This is a genomic window from Streptomyces sp. NPDC048353, assembly GCF_055587165.1.
Genome location: NZ_JBVJGU010000002.1, coordinates 936976 through 953356, shown reverse-complemented (window position 1 = coordinate 953356; position 16381 = coordinate 936976). Strand labels below are relative to the sequence as shown.

At 71.0% G+C, this 16381-nt stretch carries 16 protein-coding genes; 8 read left to right on the top strand and 8 right to left on the bottom strand.

Going from position 1 to position 16381, the window contains the following annotated elements; translation table 11 throughout:
- The first annotated feature begins 130 nt into the window (after positions 1 to 130).
- The gene (locus tag ACZ6RC_RS09745) at positions 131 to 1048 is read left to right on the top strand and encodes a 1-aminocyclopropane-1-carboxylate deaminase/D-cysteine desulfhydrase (protein ID WP_469580464.1); all 918 of its coding nucleotides are present in this window, start codon (positions 131 to 133) and stop codon (positions 1046 to 1048) included.
- A gap of 220 nt (positions 1049 to 1268) precedes the next feature.
- Here the strand turns inward: ACZ6RC_RS09745 and ACZ6RC_RS09740 are convergent, their stop codons facing one another.
- Positions 1269 to 2867, bottom strand: a complete 1599-nt coding sequence (locus tag ACZ6RC_RS09740; protein ID WP_469580461.1) for a Na+/H+ antiporter — start codon at positions 2865 to 2867, stop codon at positions 1269 to 1271.
- Between the two features lie 47 nt (positions 2868 to 2914).
- On the opposite strand from ACZ6RC_RS09740, the gene ACZ6RC_RS09735 reads away from it, so the two are divergent.
- The 3 genes from ACZ6RC_RS09735 to ACZ6RC_RS09725 all read left to right on the top strand — a co-directional run bounded on the left by ACZ6RC_RS09735 (position 2915) and on the right by ACZ6RC_RS09725 (position 4783).
- A complete protein-coding gene (locus tag ACZ6RC_RS09735; RefSeq protein ID WP_391139288.1) occupies positions 2915 to 3175 on the top strand; it encodes a UBP-type zinc finger domain-containing protein in 261 nt (86 codons plus the stop codon).
- Positions 3176 to 3434: 259 nt separating this feature from the next.
- Positions 3435 to 3848 (top strand): ATP-binding protein, encoded by a 414-nt coding sequence (locus tag ACZ6RC_RS09730; RefSeq protein WP_015036094.1) that lies wholly within the window; start codon positions 3435 to 3437, stop codon positions 3846 to 3848.
- Positions 3845 to 4783 (top strand): RNA polymerase sigma factor SigF, encoded by a 939-nt coding sequence (locus ACZ6RC_RS09725; protein ID WP_391139289.1) that lies wholly within the window; start codon positions 3845 to 3847, stop codon positions 4781 to 4783. The genes ACZ6RC_RS09730 and ACZ6RC_RS09725 overlap by 4 nt, the downstream gene beginning before the upstream one ends.
- A gap of 94 nt (positions 4784 to 4877) precedes the next feature.
- On the opposite strand, the gene ACZ6RC_RS09720 is transcribed toward ACZ6RC_RS09725, so the two are convergent.
- Positions 4878 to 5315 carry a hypothetical protein gene (locus ACZ6RC_RS09720; protein WP_453613652.1) on the bottom strand — a complete coding sequence of 146 codons (438 nt, stop codon included), beginning with the start codon at positions 5313 to 5315 and terminating at the stop codon, positions 4878 to 4880.
- 74 nt (positions 5316 to 5389) lie between these two features.
- On the opposite strand from ACZ6RC_RS09720, the gene ACZ6RC_RS09715 reads away from it, so the two are divergent.
- Both ACZ6RC_RS09715 and ACZ6RC_RS09710 read left to right on the top strand, forming a co-directional pair.
- Entirely contained in the window at positions 5390 to 6358 is a 969-nt protein-coding gene (locus tag ACZ6RC_RS09715; protein ID WP_391139291.1) for a diacylglycerol/lipid kinase family protein, read from the top strand.
- Positions 6359 to 6675: 317 nt separating this feature from the next.
- Entirely contained in the window at positions 6676 to 6933 is a 258-nt protein-coding gene (locus tag ACZ6RC_RS09710; protein WP_003953983.1) for a WhiB family transcriptional regulator, read from the top strand.
- 173 nt (positions 6934 to 7106) lie between these two features.
- Here ACZ6RC_RS09710 and ACZ6RC_RS09705 read toward each other — a convergent pair whose 3' ends face one another.
- Positions 7107 to 8573 (bottom strand): sensor histidine kinase, encoded by a 1467-nt coding sequence (locus ACZ6RC_RS09705; RefSeq protein WP_391139671.1) that lies wholly within the window; start codon positions 8571 to 8573, stop codon positions 7107 to 7109.
- 354 nt (positions 8574 to 8927) lie between these two features.
- A complete protein-coding gene (locus ACZ6RC_RS09700; RefSeq protein WP_453613650.1) occupies positions 8928 to 9536 on the bottom strand; it encodes a TetR/AcrR family transcriptional regulator in 609 nt (202 codons plus the stop codon).
- Between the two features lie 83 nt (positions 9537 to 9619).
- On the opposite strand from ACZ6RC_RS09700, the gene ACZ6RC_RS09695 reads away from it, so the two are divergent.
- Together ACZ6RC_RS09695 and nagB are read left to right on the top strand one after the other, a co-directional pair.
- Complete coding sequence (locus tag ACZ6RC_RS09695; protein ID WP_469580454.1) at positions 9620 to 10372, top strand: SDR family oxidoreductase; 753 nt, start codon at positions 9620 to 9622, stop codon at positions 10370 to 10372.
- Between the two features lie 196 nt (positions 10373 to 10568).
- On the top strand, positions 10569 to 11354 hold the full coding sequence (nagB, locus tag ACZ6RC_RS09690; protein ID WP_391139294.1) for a glucosamine-6-phosphate deaminase: 786 nt from the start codon (positions 10569 to 10571) through the stop codon (positions 11352 to 11354).
- 148 nt (positions 11355 to 11502) lie between these two features.
- Here the strand turns inward: nagB and ACZ6RC_RS09685 are convergent, their stop codons facing one another.
- From ACZ6RC_RS09685 to ACZ6RC_RS09670, 4 genes are all read right to left on the bottom strand, one after another.
- Positions 11503 to 13020 (bottom strand): glycoside hydrolase family 3 protein, encoded by a 1518-nt coding sequence (locus ACZ6RC_RS09685; RefSeq protein WP_391139295.1) that lies wholly within the window; start codon positions 13018 to 13020, stop codon positions 11503 to 11505.
- Positions 13021 to 13028: 8 nt separating this feature from the next.
- Positions 13029 to 13892, bottom strand: a complete 864-nt coding sequence (locus ACZ6RC_RS09680; protein ID WP_391139672.1) for a carbohydrate ABC transporter permease — start codon at positions 13890 to 13892, stop codon at positions 13029 to 13031.
- Positions 13893 to 13915: 23 nt separating this feature from the next.
- Positions 13916 to 14911 (bottom strand): carbohydrate ABC transporter permease, encoded by a 996-nt coding sequence (locus ACZ6RC_RS09675; RefSeq protein ID WP_453613646.1) that lies wholly within the window; start codon positions 14909 to 14911, stop codon positions 13916 to 13918.
- Between the two features lie 73 nt (positions 14912 to 14984).
- Positions 14985 to 16265 carry an extracellular solute-binding protein gene (locus tag ACZ6RC_RS09670; RefSeq protein WP_391139297.1) on the bottom strand — a complete coding sequence of 427 codons (1281 nt, stop codon included), beginning with the start codon at positions 16263 to 16265 and terminating at the stop codon, positions 14985 to 14987.
- Positions 16266 to 16381: the final 116 nt, after the last annotated feature.

The following is a 16381-nucleotide window of genomic DNA, read 5'->3' as shown; positions in this document are numbered from 1 at the left end:
CCGGCCCCCGGCGAACCGGCACCTTCGCGCGGAACCCCTGCACCCCGGCCCCGCCCCCTCCCCGCGGCGCCCCGCCCGCCCGGTCCCGCCCTCGACGACCGCCCGCCCTCCCCCAGGGGACGGGCCCGCCATGGACAATGGCCTGGTGAACGCGTTCGACCACTCCCTCGCCCGGCTGCGGCCGCGGCTGCCGTCCCCCCTGGAGCCGGTCGCGGACGAGCGCTTCACCCGCCGCGGTCTGCGGCTCCTGCTCAAACGAGACGACCTGATCCATCCGGACGTGCCCGGCAACAAATGGCGCAAGCTCGCGCTCAACCTGCGGGCGGCCGACGGCCGCCCGCTCCTCACCTTCGGCGGCGCGTACTCCCACCACCTGCGCGCGACGGCCGCCGCCGGACGCCTGCTCGGCTTCGAGACGATCGGGGTCGTGCGCGGGGACGAGCTGGCCGGCCGGCCGCTGAACCCCTCGCTCGCGGGCTGCGCGGCGGACGGGATGCGGCTGGTGTTCGTGGACCGCTCCACGTACCGCGCCAAGAACGACCCCGAGGTGCGGGCCGCGCTCCTCGCCGACGCCCCCGCCGGGACGTACGTGGTCCCCGAGGGCGGCAGCAACGCGCTCGCCGTCGAGGGCTGCGCGGAGCTGGGCCGTGAACTGTCCGGGGCGGCGGACGTGGTGGCCGTGGCCTGCGGCACGGGCGGTACCCTCGCGGGCCTCGCCGGCGGCCTCGCGCCCGGTCGGCGGGCGATCGGCGTGCCGGTCCTCAAGGGCGGCTTCCTCGGCGCCGAGGTACGCGCCCTCCAGGCCGCCGCGTTCGGCGGTCCACGGGGCGACTGGAGCCTCGACGACCGCTTCCACTGCGGCGGCTACGCCCGTACGAGCCCGGCGCTCGACGCGTTCGCGGCGGACTTCGAGGCGCGGCATGAACTCGCCATCGAGCGACTGTATGTGGCCAAAATGCTGTTCGGGCTCGTGACCCTCGCCGAGGAGGGCGCGTTCGCCCCGGGAACCCGGATCGCCGCCGTGATCACGGGCGCGCCCCCGCGCTGAGGGCGCCCCTCTAGGGCGTGTCCGGAAAGTAGCGCCGTCTGCCCGCAGGGCAGGGCCCGCGGCGTCTGGTGCGTGCGATCGCAAGGCGGAGGGTCGCCCTCGTACTGGGCGTACTCGGGTGATCCCGACAACGCAGCGTGGGGGCACCTCCCGTGCCCGAAGGGCTACGGGGGAGCTCGTGACAGGCGTCGCGGGCCAGGCGGGACTCTCCGGAGACGGCCTAGGCCGTCTCCTCGCGGTAGGCGGCCGCCTCCTCCAGGTCCAGGCGGCGGAGCAGGGTGCGCATCATCTCGTCGTCGATGCGGCGCTCGTCGCGGAGCCGGACGAAGACCTCGCGTTCGGCGTCGATCATCTCGCGGGCCAGCCGGCGGTAGGTGTCGTCCGCCGTCTCCCCCGTGACGTCGTTGACCGCTCCGAGCCGTTCCCAGACCGCGTTGCGGCGGCGTTCCAGGACCGTGCGGAGCCGGTCGGCGAGCGGCAGGGGCAGGGTGTTGGACTCGTCGGCCAGGAGAAGGTCGAGGCGTTCCTGGGCGGCCCGGGACGCCTCGCTCTGGGCCTGGGCCTCGGCGAGGGTCTCGGCGTGGGTGTCGCGGCCGGGCAGCTTCAGCAGCCGGATCAGCGGCGGCAGCGTCAGGCCCTGCACCACCAGCGTGCCGATCACGGTGGTGAAGGTGAGGAAGAGGACGAGGTTCCGGGCGGGGAACTCCACGCCGTCCGTCATCACGGGGATGGAGAAGGCGATGGCGAGGGAGACCACGCCCCGCATGCCGGCCCAGCCGACGATCAGCGGAGCCCTCCAGTCCACGCCCGGCTCGCGCGCGCGGATGCGTTCGGACATCCAGCGGGGCAGGAAGGTGGCCGGGTAGACCCAGAGGAAGCGGACCACGACCACGGCCACGAAGACCCCGGCGGCGTACCAGGCCGCCTCGGCGATGCCGTACTGCCCGAGGCCCTGGACGACGTACGGCAGCTGCAGTCCGATCAGCGCGAAGACCGAGGACTCCAGGATGAAGGCGACCATCTTCCACACGGCCTCCTCCTGGAGGCGGGTGGCGAAGTCGACCTGCCAGTTGCGGTGGCCGAGGAAGAGGCCGACGACGACCACGGCGAGGACTCCGGAGGCGCCGACCTCCTCCGCCGCCGCGTAGGCGACGAAGGGGATCAGCAGGGAGAGGGTGTTCTGGAGCAGGGCCTGGCCGTCCAGGCAGCAGCGCAGCCAGTGGATGGGGACCATGAGCACCAGGCCGACGCCGATGCCGCCGACCGCCGCGAGGGCGAACTCGCCGATCCCGCCCGCCCAGCTGACGCCCTCCCCCACCGCCGCGGCGAGGGCGACCTTGAAGGCGGTGATCGCGGTGGCGTCGTTCACCAGTGACTCGCCCTGGAGGATGGTGGTGATCCGGTTCGGCAGCCCCAGCTTGCGGGCGATCGCGGTCGCGGCGACGGCGTCCGGCGGTGCGATCACCGCGCCGAGCACCAGCGCGGCGGTCAGCGGCAGATCGGGCACCAGGTTGTACGCCAGCCAGCCGACCGCCAGCGTCGCGAAGAGGACGTACCCCACGGAGAGCAGGGCGACGGGCCGGATGTTGGCCCGCAGATCGAGGTACGAGGACTCCACCGCGGCCGTGTAGAGGAGGGGCGGCAGGATCAGCGGCAGCACGATGTGGGGGTCGAGGGTGTAGTCGGGGACGCCCGGTACGTACGAGGCGGCGAGGCCGGCCGCCACCAGGAGCAGCGGGGCGGGCACCGGCGTCCTGCGGGCGGCGCCCGCCACCGCCGCGCTCGCCGCGACCAGTCCCACCAGCTGCAGAGCGTCCATGCCCCGTCCCCGTCTCGATGCGCCGCGTTCCACGTAACCTGGCCATCATGAGCGAGTGCCCGCACGTTGCCGAAATGCCGCGCCCCGAACCCGCGCCGCTGACCGACACCTGCCCGGAGTGCCTGGCGGACGGGACCCATCCGGTGCAGCTGAGGATCTGCCTGAGCTGCGGGCACGTCGGGTGCTGCGACTCCTCGGCGGGGCGGCACGCCACGGGGCACTTCTCGACCACCGGCCACCCGGTGATGCGGACCTTCGAGCCGAACGAGCGCTGGCGCTGGTGCTTCGTGGACGGTTCGATCGTCTGACGGTTGGGTACGTCACCCCTCCGCGGCCAAGGTGCCGTCGATCGCTCGCAATTGGGCTCTGCCGACCCCTAGCCACTGTGCGTTCTCATGGCCTTACCATGAGTCACAGGAGTGGTGGGGGCCCGGCGGGGTCCACGGCGACACGGCGGCACGGATCGCGATAGCGTCACGGCGGACTGCGCAACCGACTGCGTACCGCCCGGTTCGGGGGGCTTTCTCCCCGGGCCCCGAATGAGCTTGTGCCACCTTGGAGGTGAGGGTGTCCCAGATCGCAGGCGAGCCCGGGACCCAGGACTTCGTGGAAGTCCGGCTGCCCGCTGCGGGTGCCTACCTGTCCGTGCTGCGTACGGCCACGGCCGGCCTCGCGGCGCGCTTGGACTTCACCCTCGACGAGATCGAGGACTTGCGGATCGCGGTCGACGAGGCCTGCGCGATCCTGCTCCAGCAGGCCGTGCCGGGGTCCGTCCTCAGCTGCGTCTTCCGGCTGGTGGACGACTCCCTCGACGTGACGGTCTCGGCCCCGACGACGGACGGCCGGGCGCCCGAGCGGGACACCTTCGCGTGGACCGTCCTGTCCGCGCTGGCCGGAAAGGTCGAGTCGTCCGTGGCCGAGGACCGTACGGTCTCCATCAGCCTGTACAAACAGCGCGGCGCGGGGCCAGGCCCGGCGTGAGGAGCGGGGACGCGACGGCCGGCTTCCCTGAGCAGCAGGCGCGGCCGCATCCGGAGGTCGAGGTCGAGGTCGCTACGGAGCAGGCGGTCCACATGAGCGAGCACGAGCAGCACAGCAGGGTTCCCGAGGTCGTGGAGGCGCCCGCGGTCACGGAGACGGAGCCGCCGCGGGTTCCGGACCCGCACGACCGGAGCGGCGCGCGGGCGCTCTTCATCGAGCTGCGCACGCTGCCGGAGGGCTCCCCGGAGAAGGCGGAGCTGCGCAACCGGCTGGTGCGGATGCACCTGCCGCTGGTGGAGCATCTGGCCCGGCGGTTCCGCAACCGCGGGGAGCCGCTGGACGACCTGACCCAGGTCGCGACCATCGGCCTGATCAAGTCGGTGGACCGCTTCGACCCCGAGCGGGGCGTCGAGTTCTCGACGTACGCGACCCCGACGGTCGTCGGCGAGATCAAGCGGCACTTCCGCGACAAGGGCTGGGCGGTCAGGGTGCCGCGCCGGCTCCAGGAGCTGCGGCTGTCGCTGACGACGGCGACGGCGGAGCTGTCCCAGCAGCACGGCCGCTCGCCGACCGTGCACGAGCTGGCGGAGCGCCTCGGGATCTCGGAGGAGGAGGTCCTGGAGGGCCTGGAGTCGGCCAACGCCTACTCAACGCTCTCGCTGGACGTTCCCGACACGGACGACGAGTCCCCGGCGGTCGCGGACACCCTGGGCGCGGAGGACGAGGCCCTGGAAGGCGTCGAGTACCGCGAGTCGCTCAAGCCGCTCCTGGAGGACCTGCCGCCGCGGGAGAAGCGGATCCTGCTGCTCCGTTTCTTCGGGAACATGACCCAGTCACAGATCGCGCAGGAGGTCGGCATCTCGCAGATGCATGTGTCCCGGCTGCTGGCCCGGACACTGGCCCAGCTCCGGGAGAAGCTTCTCGTCGAGGAGTAGGCGGCGGGCGCCCGCGCGTCAGGCGCGGGCCGCGCCGCGGTGGTCACGCCACCGCGACGGTCGCGTCCCGGCGCCGCTCAGGCCAGGGCGCCGGTCACGCCTCGCCGCGGCGGCCGATGCCCAGGGCCTCGGTCGTCGCCGGGTTCACCAGGAGCACCAGGCCCGTCACGGCGAGGACCGCGAGGGCGATGCCCGCCGGGATCAGCGCGCTGTCCGCCTGGAGGAGCTGCCAGGCGACCGGCAGCGCCAGGATCTGCGTGATGATCGCCGGGCCGCGGCTCCAGCCCCGGCGCAGCAGCAGGCCGCGCGCCGCCAGCCCGGGGATCAGCCCGAGCGCGGCCAGGGTCGCGCCTCCGGTGACGGCCTGGGTGAGACTGTCCGGGTCGCCGGTGATTCCCGTCACGAGGACATAGAGCCCGCCGGCCACCAGGGCCAGCGCCTCGATGCCCGCCACCGCGGCCGCGGCGGCCAGGCGGGCGGGGCGGGGGGGCTGCTCGGCGGGGCGTTCCCCGGTCTGCTCCGTACTGCTCATACCAGGCAGGGTAGCCGGGTGCCCCCGACCTGCCCCTCTGGGCCCGGTACCACCGGGTAGGTACCCTGGCGACCATGCGCGCACTTCTCGTGGTCAATCCGGCAGCAACCACCACCAGTGCTCGCACCCGGGACGTCCTCATCCACGCGCTCGCCAGCGAGATGAAGCTGGAGGCCGTCACCACCGAGTACCGCGGCCACGCTCGTGACCTGGGGCGACGGGCCGCCGAGGCGGACGATGTCGATCTGGTCGTCGCCCTCGGCGGGGACGGCACCGTCAACGAAGTCGTCAACGGACTGCTCCACGGCGGTCCCGATCCGGAGCGGCTCCCGGGCCTCGCGGTGGTCCCCGGCGGTTCGACCAACGTCTTCGCCCGGGCGCTCGGTCTGCCGAACGACGCCGTGGAGGCGACCGGCGCGCTCCTCGACGCGCTGCGTGAGCGCCGCACACGCACCGTGAGCCTGGGGCTCGCCTCCGGCACGCCGGGAAGCGAGGACGAGGCGGTTCCGGCCCGTTGGTTCACCTTCTGCGCGGGATTCGGTTTCGACGCGGGTGTCGTCGGCCGAGTCGAACAGCAACGGGAACGCGGCAAGAGATCGACGCACGCCCTCTACCTCCGCCAGGTGGTGCGCCAGTTCCTGGACGATCCGCACCGCCGGCACGGGACGATCACGCTGGACCGGCCCGGCGAGGACCCGGTCGAGGACCTGGTCCTGTCGATAATCTGCAACACCTCCCCCTGGACCTACCTGGGCAATCGTCCGGTGTACGCGTCCCCGGAGGCGTCCTTCGAGACCGCCCTGGACGTGCTCGGCCTGAGCCGTCTGTCGGCCCCCGCGGTGGCCCGCTACGCCACCCAGCTGCTCACTTCCACCCCCGAGCGCGGCCCCCACGGCAAGCACGCCCTGTCCCTGCACGACCTGACCGACTTCACCTTGCATTCGAAGGTCCCGCTGCCCCTGCAGATGGACGGCGACCACCTGGGACTGCGTACGAGCGTGACGTTCACAGGCGTACGCCGTGCACTGCGTGTGATTGTGTGAGCGGAAGGGCCAAAAGTCCTTTCACTCGAACGTTTAGGCTGCCATCCACCCCTTAGAAGTACGGCTGTGACCTAGCCGACACCGAGGAATCAAAAAAAACTTTCCGGAAGGGGTTGTATCCGCAGCCGAGGTTTGCGAATCTCTTCATGGCGCTCGGGACGGCCCGCAAGACCGGCCTCCACTGAGAGTCAGAACCCCTCCTCGAACTCAGGACCACACCAGTTCATCTGGCAGTCGGCCCTTCACTTGCGGGGGGATTCGTGAAAGCGTTCACATTCACAAGCAATCCGCACGTCACACCAAGAGAGGTAGCAGCCATGGACTGGCGTCACAACGCCGTTTGTCGTGAGGAAGACCCCGAGCTGTTCTTCCCCATCGGCAACACCGGTCCTGCGCTGCTGCAGATCGAGGAAGCCAAGGCCGTCTGCCGCCGCTGCCCCGTCATGGAGCAGTGCCTGCAGTGGGCGCTCGAGTCCGGCCAGGACTCCGGCGTCTGGGGTGGCCTCAGCGAGGACGAGCGCCGCGCGATGAAGCGCCGCGCCGCTCGCAACCGGGCGCGCAACGCCAGCGCCTGAAGCCCCCTGTCAGCCTGAGGCAAGCGGCGCGTACATCGCGTGCGCAATCACCGCCCCCGAGCCGCAGCGCGCAGCAGTAACCCACAGCATTCGAGCCCCGGACCGATCTCCTCGGACCGGGGCTCGCTGCTGTACCGGCCCGTGCGCGCCCCCGCGAACGAGGGCCGGCCGGGCTACTTCTGCGGGTGGACGGGGATGTCGAGGACGACCCGGGTGCCGCGCTCGGAGCCGGGCTGCATGTCGAAGCTGCCGCCCAACTCGCCCTCCACCAGCGTCCGTACGATCTGGAGTCCGAGGTTTCCGGCGCGCTGCGGGTCGAAGCCCTCGGGCAGACCGCGCCCGTCGTCCTTCACGGTGATCAGCAGCCGGGCGTCGGCGCGGGGTTCGCCCCGGACGGCCGTGACCTCCACCGTGCCCTGCTCCCCCTGCGCGAAGGCGTGTTCCAGGGCGTTCTGGAGCACTTCGGTGAGGACCATGGAGAGCGGGGTGGCGACCTCGGCGTCCAGGATGCCGAAGCGGCCGTTGCGCCGGCAGGTGACCTTGCCGGGCGAGATCTCGGCCACCATCGCGATGACCCGGTCGGCGATCTCGTCGAACTGGACCCGCTCGTCCAGGTTCTGGGACAGCGTCTCATGGACGATGGCGATCGAACCGACCCGGCGGACGGCCTCGTTGAGCGCCTCGCGGCCCTGCGGGGAGTCCATCCGGCGGGCCTGGAGGCGCAGCAGCGCGGCGACCGTCTGGAGGTTGTTCTTCACCCGGTGGTGGATCTCCCGGATGGTGGCGTCCTTGGTGATCAACTCGCGCTCACGGCGACGCAGTTCGGTGACGTCCCGGAGCAGGACGAGGGAACCGATGCGGGTGCCCTTGGGCTTGAGCGGGATGGCGCGCAACTGGATCACACCGCCGTTGCCCTCGACCTCGGCTTCGCGGGGGGCGTAGCCGGAGGCCAGTTTGACCAGGGCCTCGTCGACGGCGCCCCGGGAGGGGGCGAGTTCGGCGGTGATCTGGCCGAGGTGCTGGCCGACGAGGTCGGCGGCGAGTCCGAGCCGGTGGTACGCGGAGAGCGCGTTGGGAGAGGCGTACTGCACGATGCCGTCGGCGTCGAGGCGGATCAGCCCGTCGCCCGCGCGGGGCGAGGCGTCCATGTCGACCGCTTCGCCGGGGAAGGGGAAGGAGCCGGCGGCGATCATCTGGGCCAGGTCGGAGGCGGACTGGAGGTACGTCAGCTCCAGCCGGCTCGGGGTCCGCACGGTCAGCAGGTTGGTGTTGCGCGCGATCACGCCGAGGACGCGGCCCTCCCGGCGTACGGGGATGGACTCGACCCGGACCGGGACCTCCTCGCGCCATTCGGGGTCGCCCTCGCGCACGATGCGGCCCTCGTCGAGGGCGGCGTCGAGCAGCGGACGGCGTCCGCGCGGGACGAGATGGCCGACCATGTCGTCCTGGTAGGAGGTCGGCCCGGTGTTCGGGCGCATCTGGGCGACGGAGACGTAACGGGTGCCGTCGAGGGTCGGGACCCAGAGCACGAGGTCGGCGAAGGAGAGGTCGGAGAGCAGCTGCCACTCCGACACCAGCAGGTGGAGCCACTCGAGGTCGGACTCACTCAGAGCGGTGTGCTGGCGGACGAGGTCGTTCATGGAGGGCACAGGTGCGAGCGTACCCGCGGAATTCGGGGGCCATGAACCTGGATCTCAGGGCGTTCGTGATGGAGGATGGGCCAGGAAAGATGCCGCGCGCATGGATGGACAGACAGAATGGTCTAGTCCACAATGCTCATGCGGCATCCTGGAAGACCTCCGCCCTCCCCGCACAGGAGGGTGGATCGAGGTAGCGACGCTCTCTGCCCTGACTGCGTCGGAACCTCCCATCGGCCGAGGGACCGCACACCCCCGGCCGGGCAACTCCGGGCTGCGGTGCCGGACGGGTTGAGGGTCCCGTCAGGCGCCGCGGCCCGCGGGTCTTTCTGGGCCTTTCGGGGCCGGGAGTCCGCTTCAGCCGGCGGCCGGCACGGCCGGCCAGACGAGCATCGCCGCCTCCGCGACCGCCTCCAGCTCTTCCCTCGTCGCCCCGTCGCGCGCCTGCTGGGACATGCCTTGGAGCACCGCTCCGAGCAACCGGGCGAGCGTCGCGACGTCCGTCCCGGCCGGCAGCTCCCCGGCGGTGACACCCCGCCCGATCCGCTCCTCGAACGAGGCCAGGTTGCTGTTGCGCCGGTCGCGCAGGGCCTGCTCGACCTCCGGATTCGAGCAGTTGGTCGCCGCGGAAATCATCAGGCAGCCGCGCGGGTGGGACGGGTCGGTGAAGACGTCCGCCGCCTCCACGAGCATCCGGCCGAACGCGCCGCGCGCGGTGGGCTCCTCGTCGAACGCCCGGCCGCCGTACGCGCCGTAACCGACGGCGTACGCCTCCACGACCTCCTCGAACAGAGCCTTCTTGTCACCGAAGGCGGCGTAGAGGCTCGGGGCGCTGATGCCCATGGCGCGGGTGAGGTCCGAGACGGAGGTGGTCTCGTAGCCGTGCTCCCAGAACGCCATCGTGGCCTGCTCCAGCGCCGTCAGGCGGTCGAAGGAGCGGGGCCGGCCGCGCGCTTTCGTCGTCATGGATGAATTCTATAGCGGACGCTACGGAAGGGTGCTACGGTTTCTTTCTGTAACGACCACTACGGAAGTGAGGGGGGCGTCCGATGGGTGCGCTCACGGGGAAGACGGCGCTGGTCACGGGCGGCAGCCGGGGCATCGGGCGGGGGATCGCCGAGCGCCTGGGGCGGGACGGGGCGCGGGTCGCGGTGCATTACGGGACCAATGAGACGGCGGCGAAGGAGACCGTCACGGCGATCGAGGAGGCGGGCGGCGAGGCGTTCGCGATCGGCCAGGAGCTCGGGGTGCCCGGGGACGCGGCGGCGCTCTGGGAGCGGTTCGACGAGCGGGCCGAGGGGCTCGACATCCTCGTCAACAACGCGGGGATCGGCGCCTCGGCACCGTTCGCGACGATCGACGAGGCGGAGTACGACCGGATCTTCGCGGTGAATACGAAGGCCGCGTTCTTCCTGGCCCAGCAGGGCGCCGAGCGCCTGCGCGACGGCGGTCGGATCATCAACATCTCCACCGGCCTGAGCCACGCCGCGATGATGCCCGAGCTGATCGCGTACGCGATGTCCAAAAGCGCGCTGGACACCTTCACGCGCTATCTGTCCAAGGTGCTGGGCGGCCGGGGCATCACGGTCAACGCGGTGGCGCCGGGGATCGTGGACACGGACATCAACGCGGGCTGGCTGCGAGGGAACGAGGAGGCGTGGAAGGGCGCCGCGGCCCTGTCGGCACTCGGCGAGGTCGGCACGCCCGCGGACATAGCCGATGTGGTGGCCTTCCTGGCCGCGCACGACGGGCGCTGGGTGACGGGTCAGTGGATCGACGCCACCGGAGGCTCGATCGCCTGAGGGGGGGTGCGGCGGGAGGCGTGGTGCACGGCCCGGCGGAGAGGCGGCTCCGGTGGCTCCGGAGGGCGCCCCGGCCGACCATGGGAGGGGCCGGTCCGGCAGGCGGACGGATCCTGGGTGGGCGCCCCCTTCTCTGCTAGATTTAGCTAAGATTGGTCTATACCACAGGCCCCTCTTCAGATCGGCAGGCACCAGCGTGGAAGTTGTCATCGTCCCGGACGCCAAGGCAGGCGGCGAGCTGATCGCGGACGGCATCGCCGGGCTCCTGCGCCGCAAGCCCGACGCGCTGCTCGGCGTGGCCACCGGCTCGACTCCGCTGCCCATCTACGAAGCCCTGCTCGCGCGGGTCGAGGCCGGCGCCGTCGACGCCTCCCGGGCGCGGATCGCACAGCTCGACGAGTACGTCGGGCTGCCGGCCGGCCACCCGGAGTCGTACCGCTCCACCGTGCTGCGCCAGGTCGTCGAGCCGCTCGGGCTCTCCCAGGACGCCTTCCTGGGCCCCGACGGCTCCGCCGAGGACGTGCAGGCGGCCTGCGAGGCGTACGACCAGGCGCTCGCCGACGCGGGCGGCGTCGACCTGCAGATCCTCGGCATCGGGACCGACGGGCACATCGGCTTCAACGAGCCCTGCTCCTCGCTCGCCTCCCGGACCCGGATCAAGACGCTCACCGAGCAGACCCGGGTGGACAACGCGCGCTTCTTCGACGACGACATCGAGCAGGTGCCGCACCACGTCATCACCCAGGGCATCGGCACCATCCTGGAGGCGCGCCACCTCGTGCTCCTCGCCACCGGCGAGGGCAAGGCCGAGGCCGTGGCGCAGACGGTCGAGGGCCCGGTCGCCGCGATCGTGCCGGCCTCGGCGCTGCAGCTGCACCGGCACGCCACGGTCGTGGTGGACGAGGCCGCCGCGTCCAAGCTGAAGCTGGCGCACTACTTCCGTCACACCTTCGCGAACAAGCCCGCCTGGCAGGGCATCTGACCGCACGGTCCCGGGACACGAGGCTCCCGGGACACGGGGCTCCCGTGACACGAGGCTTCTGGGCTACGAGGAGGGGCCCGGCACCTGGAACAGGTGCCGGGCCCCTCCTTTGCCTCCCGCGGGGCCGCCGGACCCCGCGGGAGTCGTCTCACACGCCGGCGATGGCCTCCGCCGCCGCCCGGCCGCAGACCCGGGCCGCGCCCCGGGTGGCGATGTGCAGGGCCCCCCGGGGCTCCGCCTGGCTCAGGCCCATCTCCACCACGACCGTGTCCGGGCGGGCCGCCAGCAGGGCGTCCAGCGCCTCGGTCATCCACGGGTGACGGTGGGCGTCCCGGACGACCGCGACGATCCGGCGGTCCCCCGCCGCCGCGAGCACCGCGTCCGCCGAGGGCGCGTCGTAGGTGCCCTTGACGGTCCCCGGGAGCAGCCGCTCCAGCTCCGCCGCGACGCCCCACGGTGTCTCGTCGCCGACGGCGATGTTGGCGACGGGCGCGAAGGAGGCGACGTAGGGAGCGCTGGTCATCGGCGCGTAGGGCCGCTCCCCGGTGGTCACCTCCAGGGCGCGGCGAGCCGCCACCAGACCGATCTCGGTGCCGGGCGCGGTCCCCTCCTGCACTGCCGCGCCCGGCCCCGATACAGCCCCCCTCGCCCGATGCGCCTGGGTCCAGGACGCCAGGGCGCGTACCCGCGCCGCGGCGTCCGCCAGCCGCTCCTCGGGCAGCTCACCGGTCCGTACCGCCTCGACCAGCGCGTCGCGCAGTCGAAGTACCGTCTCCTCGTCGGCCAGCCCGCCGCCGACGCAGATGGCGTCGGCGCCCGCGGCGATCGCGAGGACGGATCCGCGCTCGATGCCGTACGTCGACGCGATGGCCTGCATCTCCATGCCATCGGTGACGATCAGCCCGTCGAAGCCCAACTCCTGGCGCAGCAGACCGGTCAGGATCTGCGGGCTCAGCGTGGCCGGGCGGTCGGGGTCGAGCGCGGAGAGAAGAATATGCGCGCTCATGACGGCTTTGGTACCCGCCGCGATCGCCGCGCGGAAAGGCACCAGCTCACGGGCGTGCAGTGTGTCGAGTCCCACATCGATCCGGGGCAGCGCGTGGTGCGAGTCCACGTTGGTGTCGCCGTGTCCGGGGAAGTGCTTGGTGCAGGCGGCGACGCCGACGGCCTGGAGGCCCTCGACGTACGCGACGGTGTGCCGGGCGACGAGTGCGGGGTCGGCGCCGAAGGAGCGGACGCCGATGACCGGGTTGTCGGCGTTGGAGTTCACGTCGGCGGAGGGCGCCCAGTTGAGGTCGACGCCGCACTCGGCGAGACGGCGGCCGAGCTCGTGGGCGACGGCCCGGGTGAGGTCGGGGTCGTCCACGGCGCCCAGCGCGTAGTTGCCGGGGAACGAGGAGCCGTGCCGGACCTCCAGGCGGGTGACGTCGCCGCCCTCCTCGTCGATGGCGACCAGGACGTCGTCGCGCTCCGCGCGCAGCCGCGCCGTGAGGGCGGTGAGCTGCTCGGGGGTGGCGATGTTCCGGCCGAAGAGGCCGACGGAGGAGAGCCCTTCGCCGATCCGGCGGAGCAGCCAGTCGGGGGCGGTGGTGCCGAGGAACCCGGGCTGCAGGACGGTGAGCGCGTCGCGGGTCAGGGTGTCCGTGCCGGTGGTGAGCGTGGTCATGGGAGGCGTCATCCCTTCACCGCGCCGGCGGTCAGACCGGCGGCCATCTTGCGCTGGACGAGGAGGAAGAGGATCACGATGGGGACGGCCATCATGGTGGAGCCCGCCATCATCGGGGCGTACTCGGTGCCGTTCTTCGTGATGAAGTTGCCGAGCCAGACGGTGGCGGTCTGGTTCTGCTGGCTCATCAGCATCAGGGCGTAGAGGTACTCGTTCCACGCCTGGATGAAGCCGTAGACGGAGGTGGCGACCATGCCGGGCGCGAGGAGCGGGAAGACGACGCGGATGAAGGCGCCGGTGCGGGTGCAGCCGTCGACCTGGGCGGCCTCCTCCAGCTCCTTGGGGATGTTGACGATGAAGCCGCGCAGCGTCCAGACCGTGAAGGGCAGGATGAAGGTCAGGTACGTGATGATCAAGCCGGTGATCCGGTCGTACTGTCCCAGGTCGTTCAGCATCAGGAAGACCGGGATGATCATCGCGACGAGCGGGACCATCTGGACGGCGAGGATGCCGACGATCACGATCTTGCGGCCGCGGAAGGCGAAGCGGGAGATGGCGAGCGCCGCCAGCATGCCGACGACGATGCCGATGACGACGACCACCGAGGAGACGATGAGGCTGCGGGTGACCGGGCCCCAGAAGTCCGCGACCTCCAGCGCCCGCTTGAAGTTCTCCAGCGTGAAGGTGGAGGGGAAGAAGTGCGGGTTCGGGTCGATGGCGTCCTTCGCCGGCTTGAACGCCGTGTTCACCATCCAGTAGACCGGGAAGCCGATCACCACGACGACGAGGAGTCCGAGGAGGTTCCAGCCGAGCTTGGGCGTGCGGCGGCGGGTGGTCGCGGGGGCGGCGGGGGCCGCGGTCTTGGTGGTCACGCGGCCCGGTGCGTTCGCGGTGCTCACTCCACTTCTCCGATCTTGAGCATCTGACGCATGTAGACGGCGACCACTCCGAGGAGCAGGAAGACCGTGACGAGCGCGATCGCCGAGCCGGTGCCGTAGTCGTTGACGACGAACGCCTTGTCGAACGAGTACGTGGTGAGGACCTGGAACTCCGCCTCGGGGTGGCCGTTGCGCATCACGTAGACCTGCGGGAAGACGCCCATGTCCCAGATCACCGAGAGCGTCGTCAGCATGACGATGATCGGCTTGAGGATGGGGAGCGTGACGAAGCGGAAGACGCCCCAGGCTCCGGCGCCGTCGAGGCGGGCGGCCTCTTCGAGCTCCTTGGGTACCTGGGTGAGGCCGGCGCTCAGCGTGATGACCACGAAGGGGACGGCTCCCCAGACCACGAGCAGCATGATCACGGCGAGGCCCTGGGGGCCGCTGGCGAACCAGTTGTGGCCGATCATGTCGACGCCCGGCACCTTGCTGAGCAGCCAGTTGAGCACGCCGTAGTCGGCGTCGAAGAGCCACTTGAAGATGGCGGTGGCGACGATGATGGGCATGCCCCAGCTGGCCACGAGCACGATGTTGATCAGGGCCTTGACCCAGCCGGAGACCTTCTGCAGCAGCAGCGCGATCATCATGCCGAGGACCATGGTGAGGATGACCGCGCCGGCCGTGAAGACCACGGTGCGCAGGACGACGGCCCAGAACTCGGTGTCCCCCAGGATCTTCGAGAAGTTCTCGAACCCCGCCGACTCCGCCTCCTGGAAGCCCCAGAGCTGGGGCTGGCCGAAGTGCTGGAAGGAGAGGGTGACCAGTCGCAGCAGCGGATAGCCGAGGACCAGGACCAGGACGAGCAGGCAGGGCGCGAGGAGGAGCCAGGGGATCCCGGCCGCGCCCTTGGTCGTCTTCTTCCCCGGCGTGCCGGGCGTGCCGGCTCCAGAGCCGGATGGTGGCGATTGCCGCAACGGCGGCACCTTCGCGGTGGTTGTGTCTGCGGCACTCATCCCGTGCTCCTCAGCGATCCCTCTCTGGTACGGGCGGCGGGGCCCCGTCGGGAGGACGGGGCCCCGCACAAGGTCACTTGGTGTTGATGACCTTGTCGATCGCGGTGTCCGCGTCCTTCGCGGCGGCCTCGACCGACTTCTTGCCGTTGGCGATCTCGATGAGCATCGTCTTGAGGATCTGGGCCTTCTCGACCTGGCCCCAGCCCGGAGCGGTCGGGACGAACCAGCTGGACTCGGCGGCGGTGGCCGGGACCGTGGTGGCCGGGTCGGCCTTCAGCGGGGCGAGGTCCGCCTTGTTGTTGGGCAGGTTGCCCTTGGCGACGAGGCCCTTCTGGCCCTCGGCGCCGGTGAAGGCGGCGATCCACTCGGCGGCGACGCCCTGCGCCTTGGACTTGACCGGGATGGCCAGGTCCGAGCCGCCGAGGAAGACCGGGAGGTTCTTGCCGGACGGGCCGGGCATCACGAAGTTCTCGAGCTTGTCCTTCAGCCCGCCGACCTTGTCGCTCTTCGGGTCGGCCGCGGTGGCGCCTTCCCAGCCGGCGGCGAACATCGTGGCGGCGTTGCCCTGGCCGAAGACGACGGGACGGTCGGACTCGTCCTTCGTCTTGTCGCCGTGCATGTACTTGTCGATGATGTTCTTGTACTCGTTGAGGCCCTTGACGGACTCCGGCGAGGAGAGGTTCGCCTTCCAGGTCTCGCCGTCCTGCTTGGCGATCGAGCCGCCGGCGTCGAAGACGAAGGACATCGCGGCGTACCAGTCGGGCGACGGCTGGTACCAGGCGCTGAACTTGCCGCCCTTCTTCTTCTGGATGGCGTCGAGGGCGGCGGTCAGCTCGGCCCAGGTCTTCGGGGCGGCCTTGACGCCCGCCTCGGCGGCGATGTCCTTGCGCCAGGTGCCCACGCGGCCACCGGCGTAGTAGGGGACGCCGTAGGTCTTGCCGTTGTAGGTGACCGAGTCCTTGAGGGCGTCGAGCCACTTGTCCGAGTTCTCGAACTTCGACGCGTCGACCTCGGCGAAGGCGCCCTTGGCCATGTAGCTGATCATCTCGGAGTTGCCCATCTCGACAACGTCCGGGGCCTTGTCCGTGGCGAGCACCGCGTCGAGCTTGGTGTTCTTGTCCGGCCAGCCGTAGTACTCGTGCTTGATCTTGATGCCGGGGTGCTTCTTGACCACGGCGTCGTCGGCGGCCTTGACCAGCTCGGGCCAGTTGTTCTGGGCGTCCACCGTCAGCCAGACGGTGATCTCCTTGACGTCGCCCCCGGCCGAGTCCCCACCCTTGTCCGAACCGCCACACGCCGCGATCGAGACCATCATGCCCGCGACGCCGATCGCCGCGATGAGCTTGCGCTTCACGCCACCCTCCTCAGGGATGCCTGCAACCCCTGCCCACCGCGCGAAGACATACGCCGAGTAATGCTCGTGGGGCTGGGACCTGGTCTTTAATGGTTTAGACCAGTACCGGGAGCTTG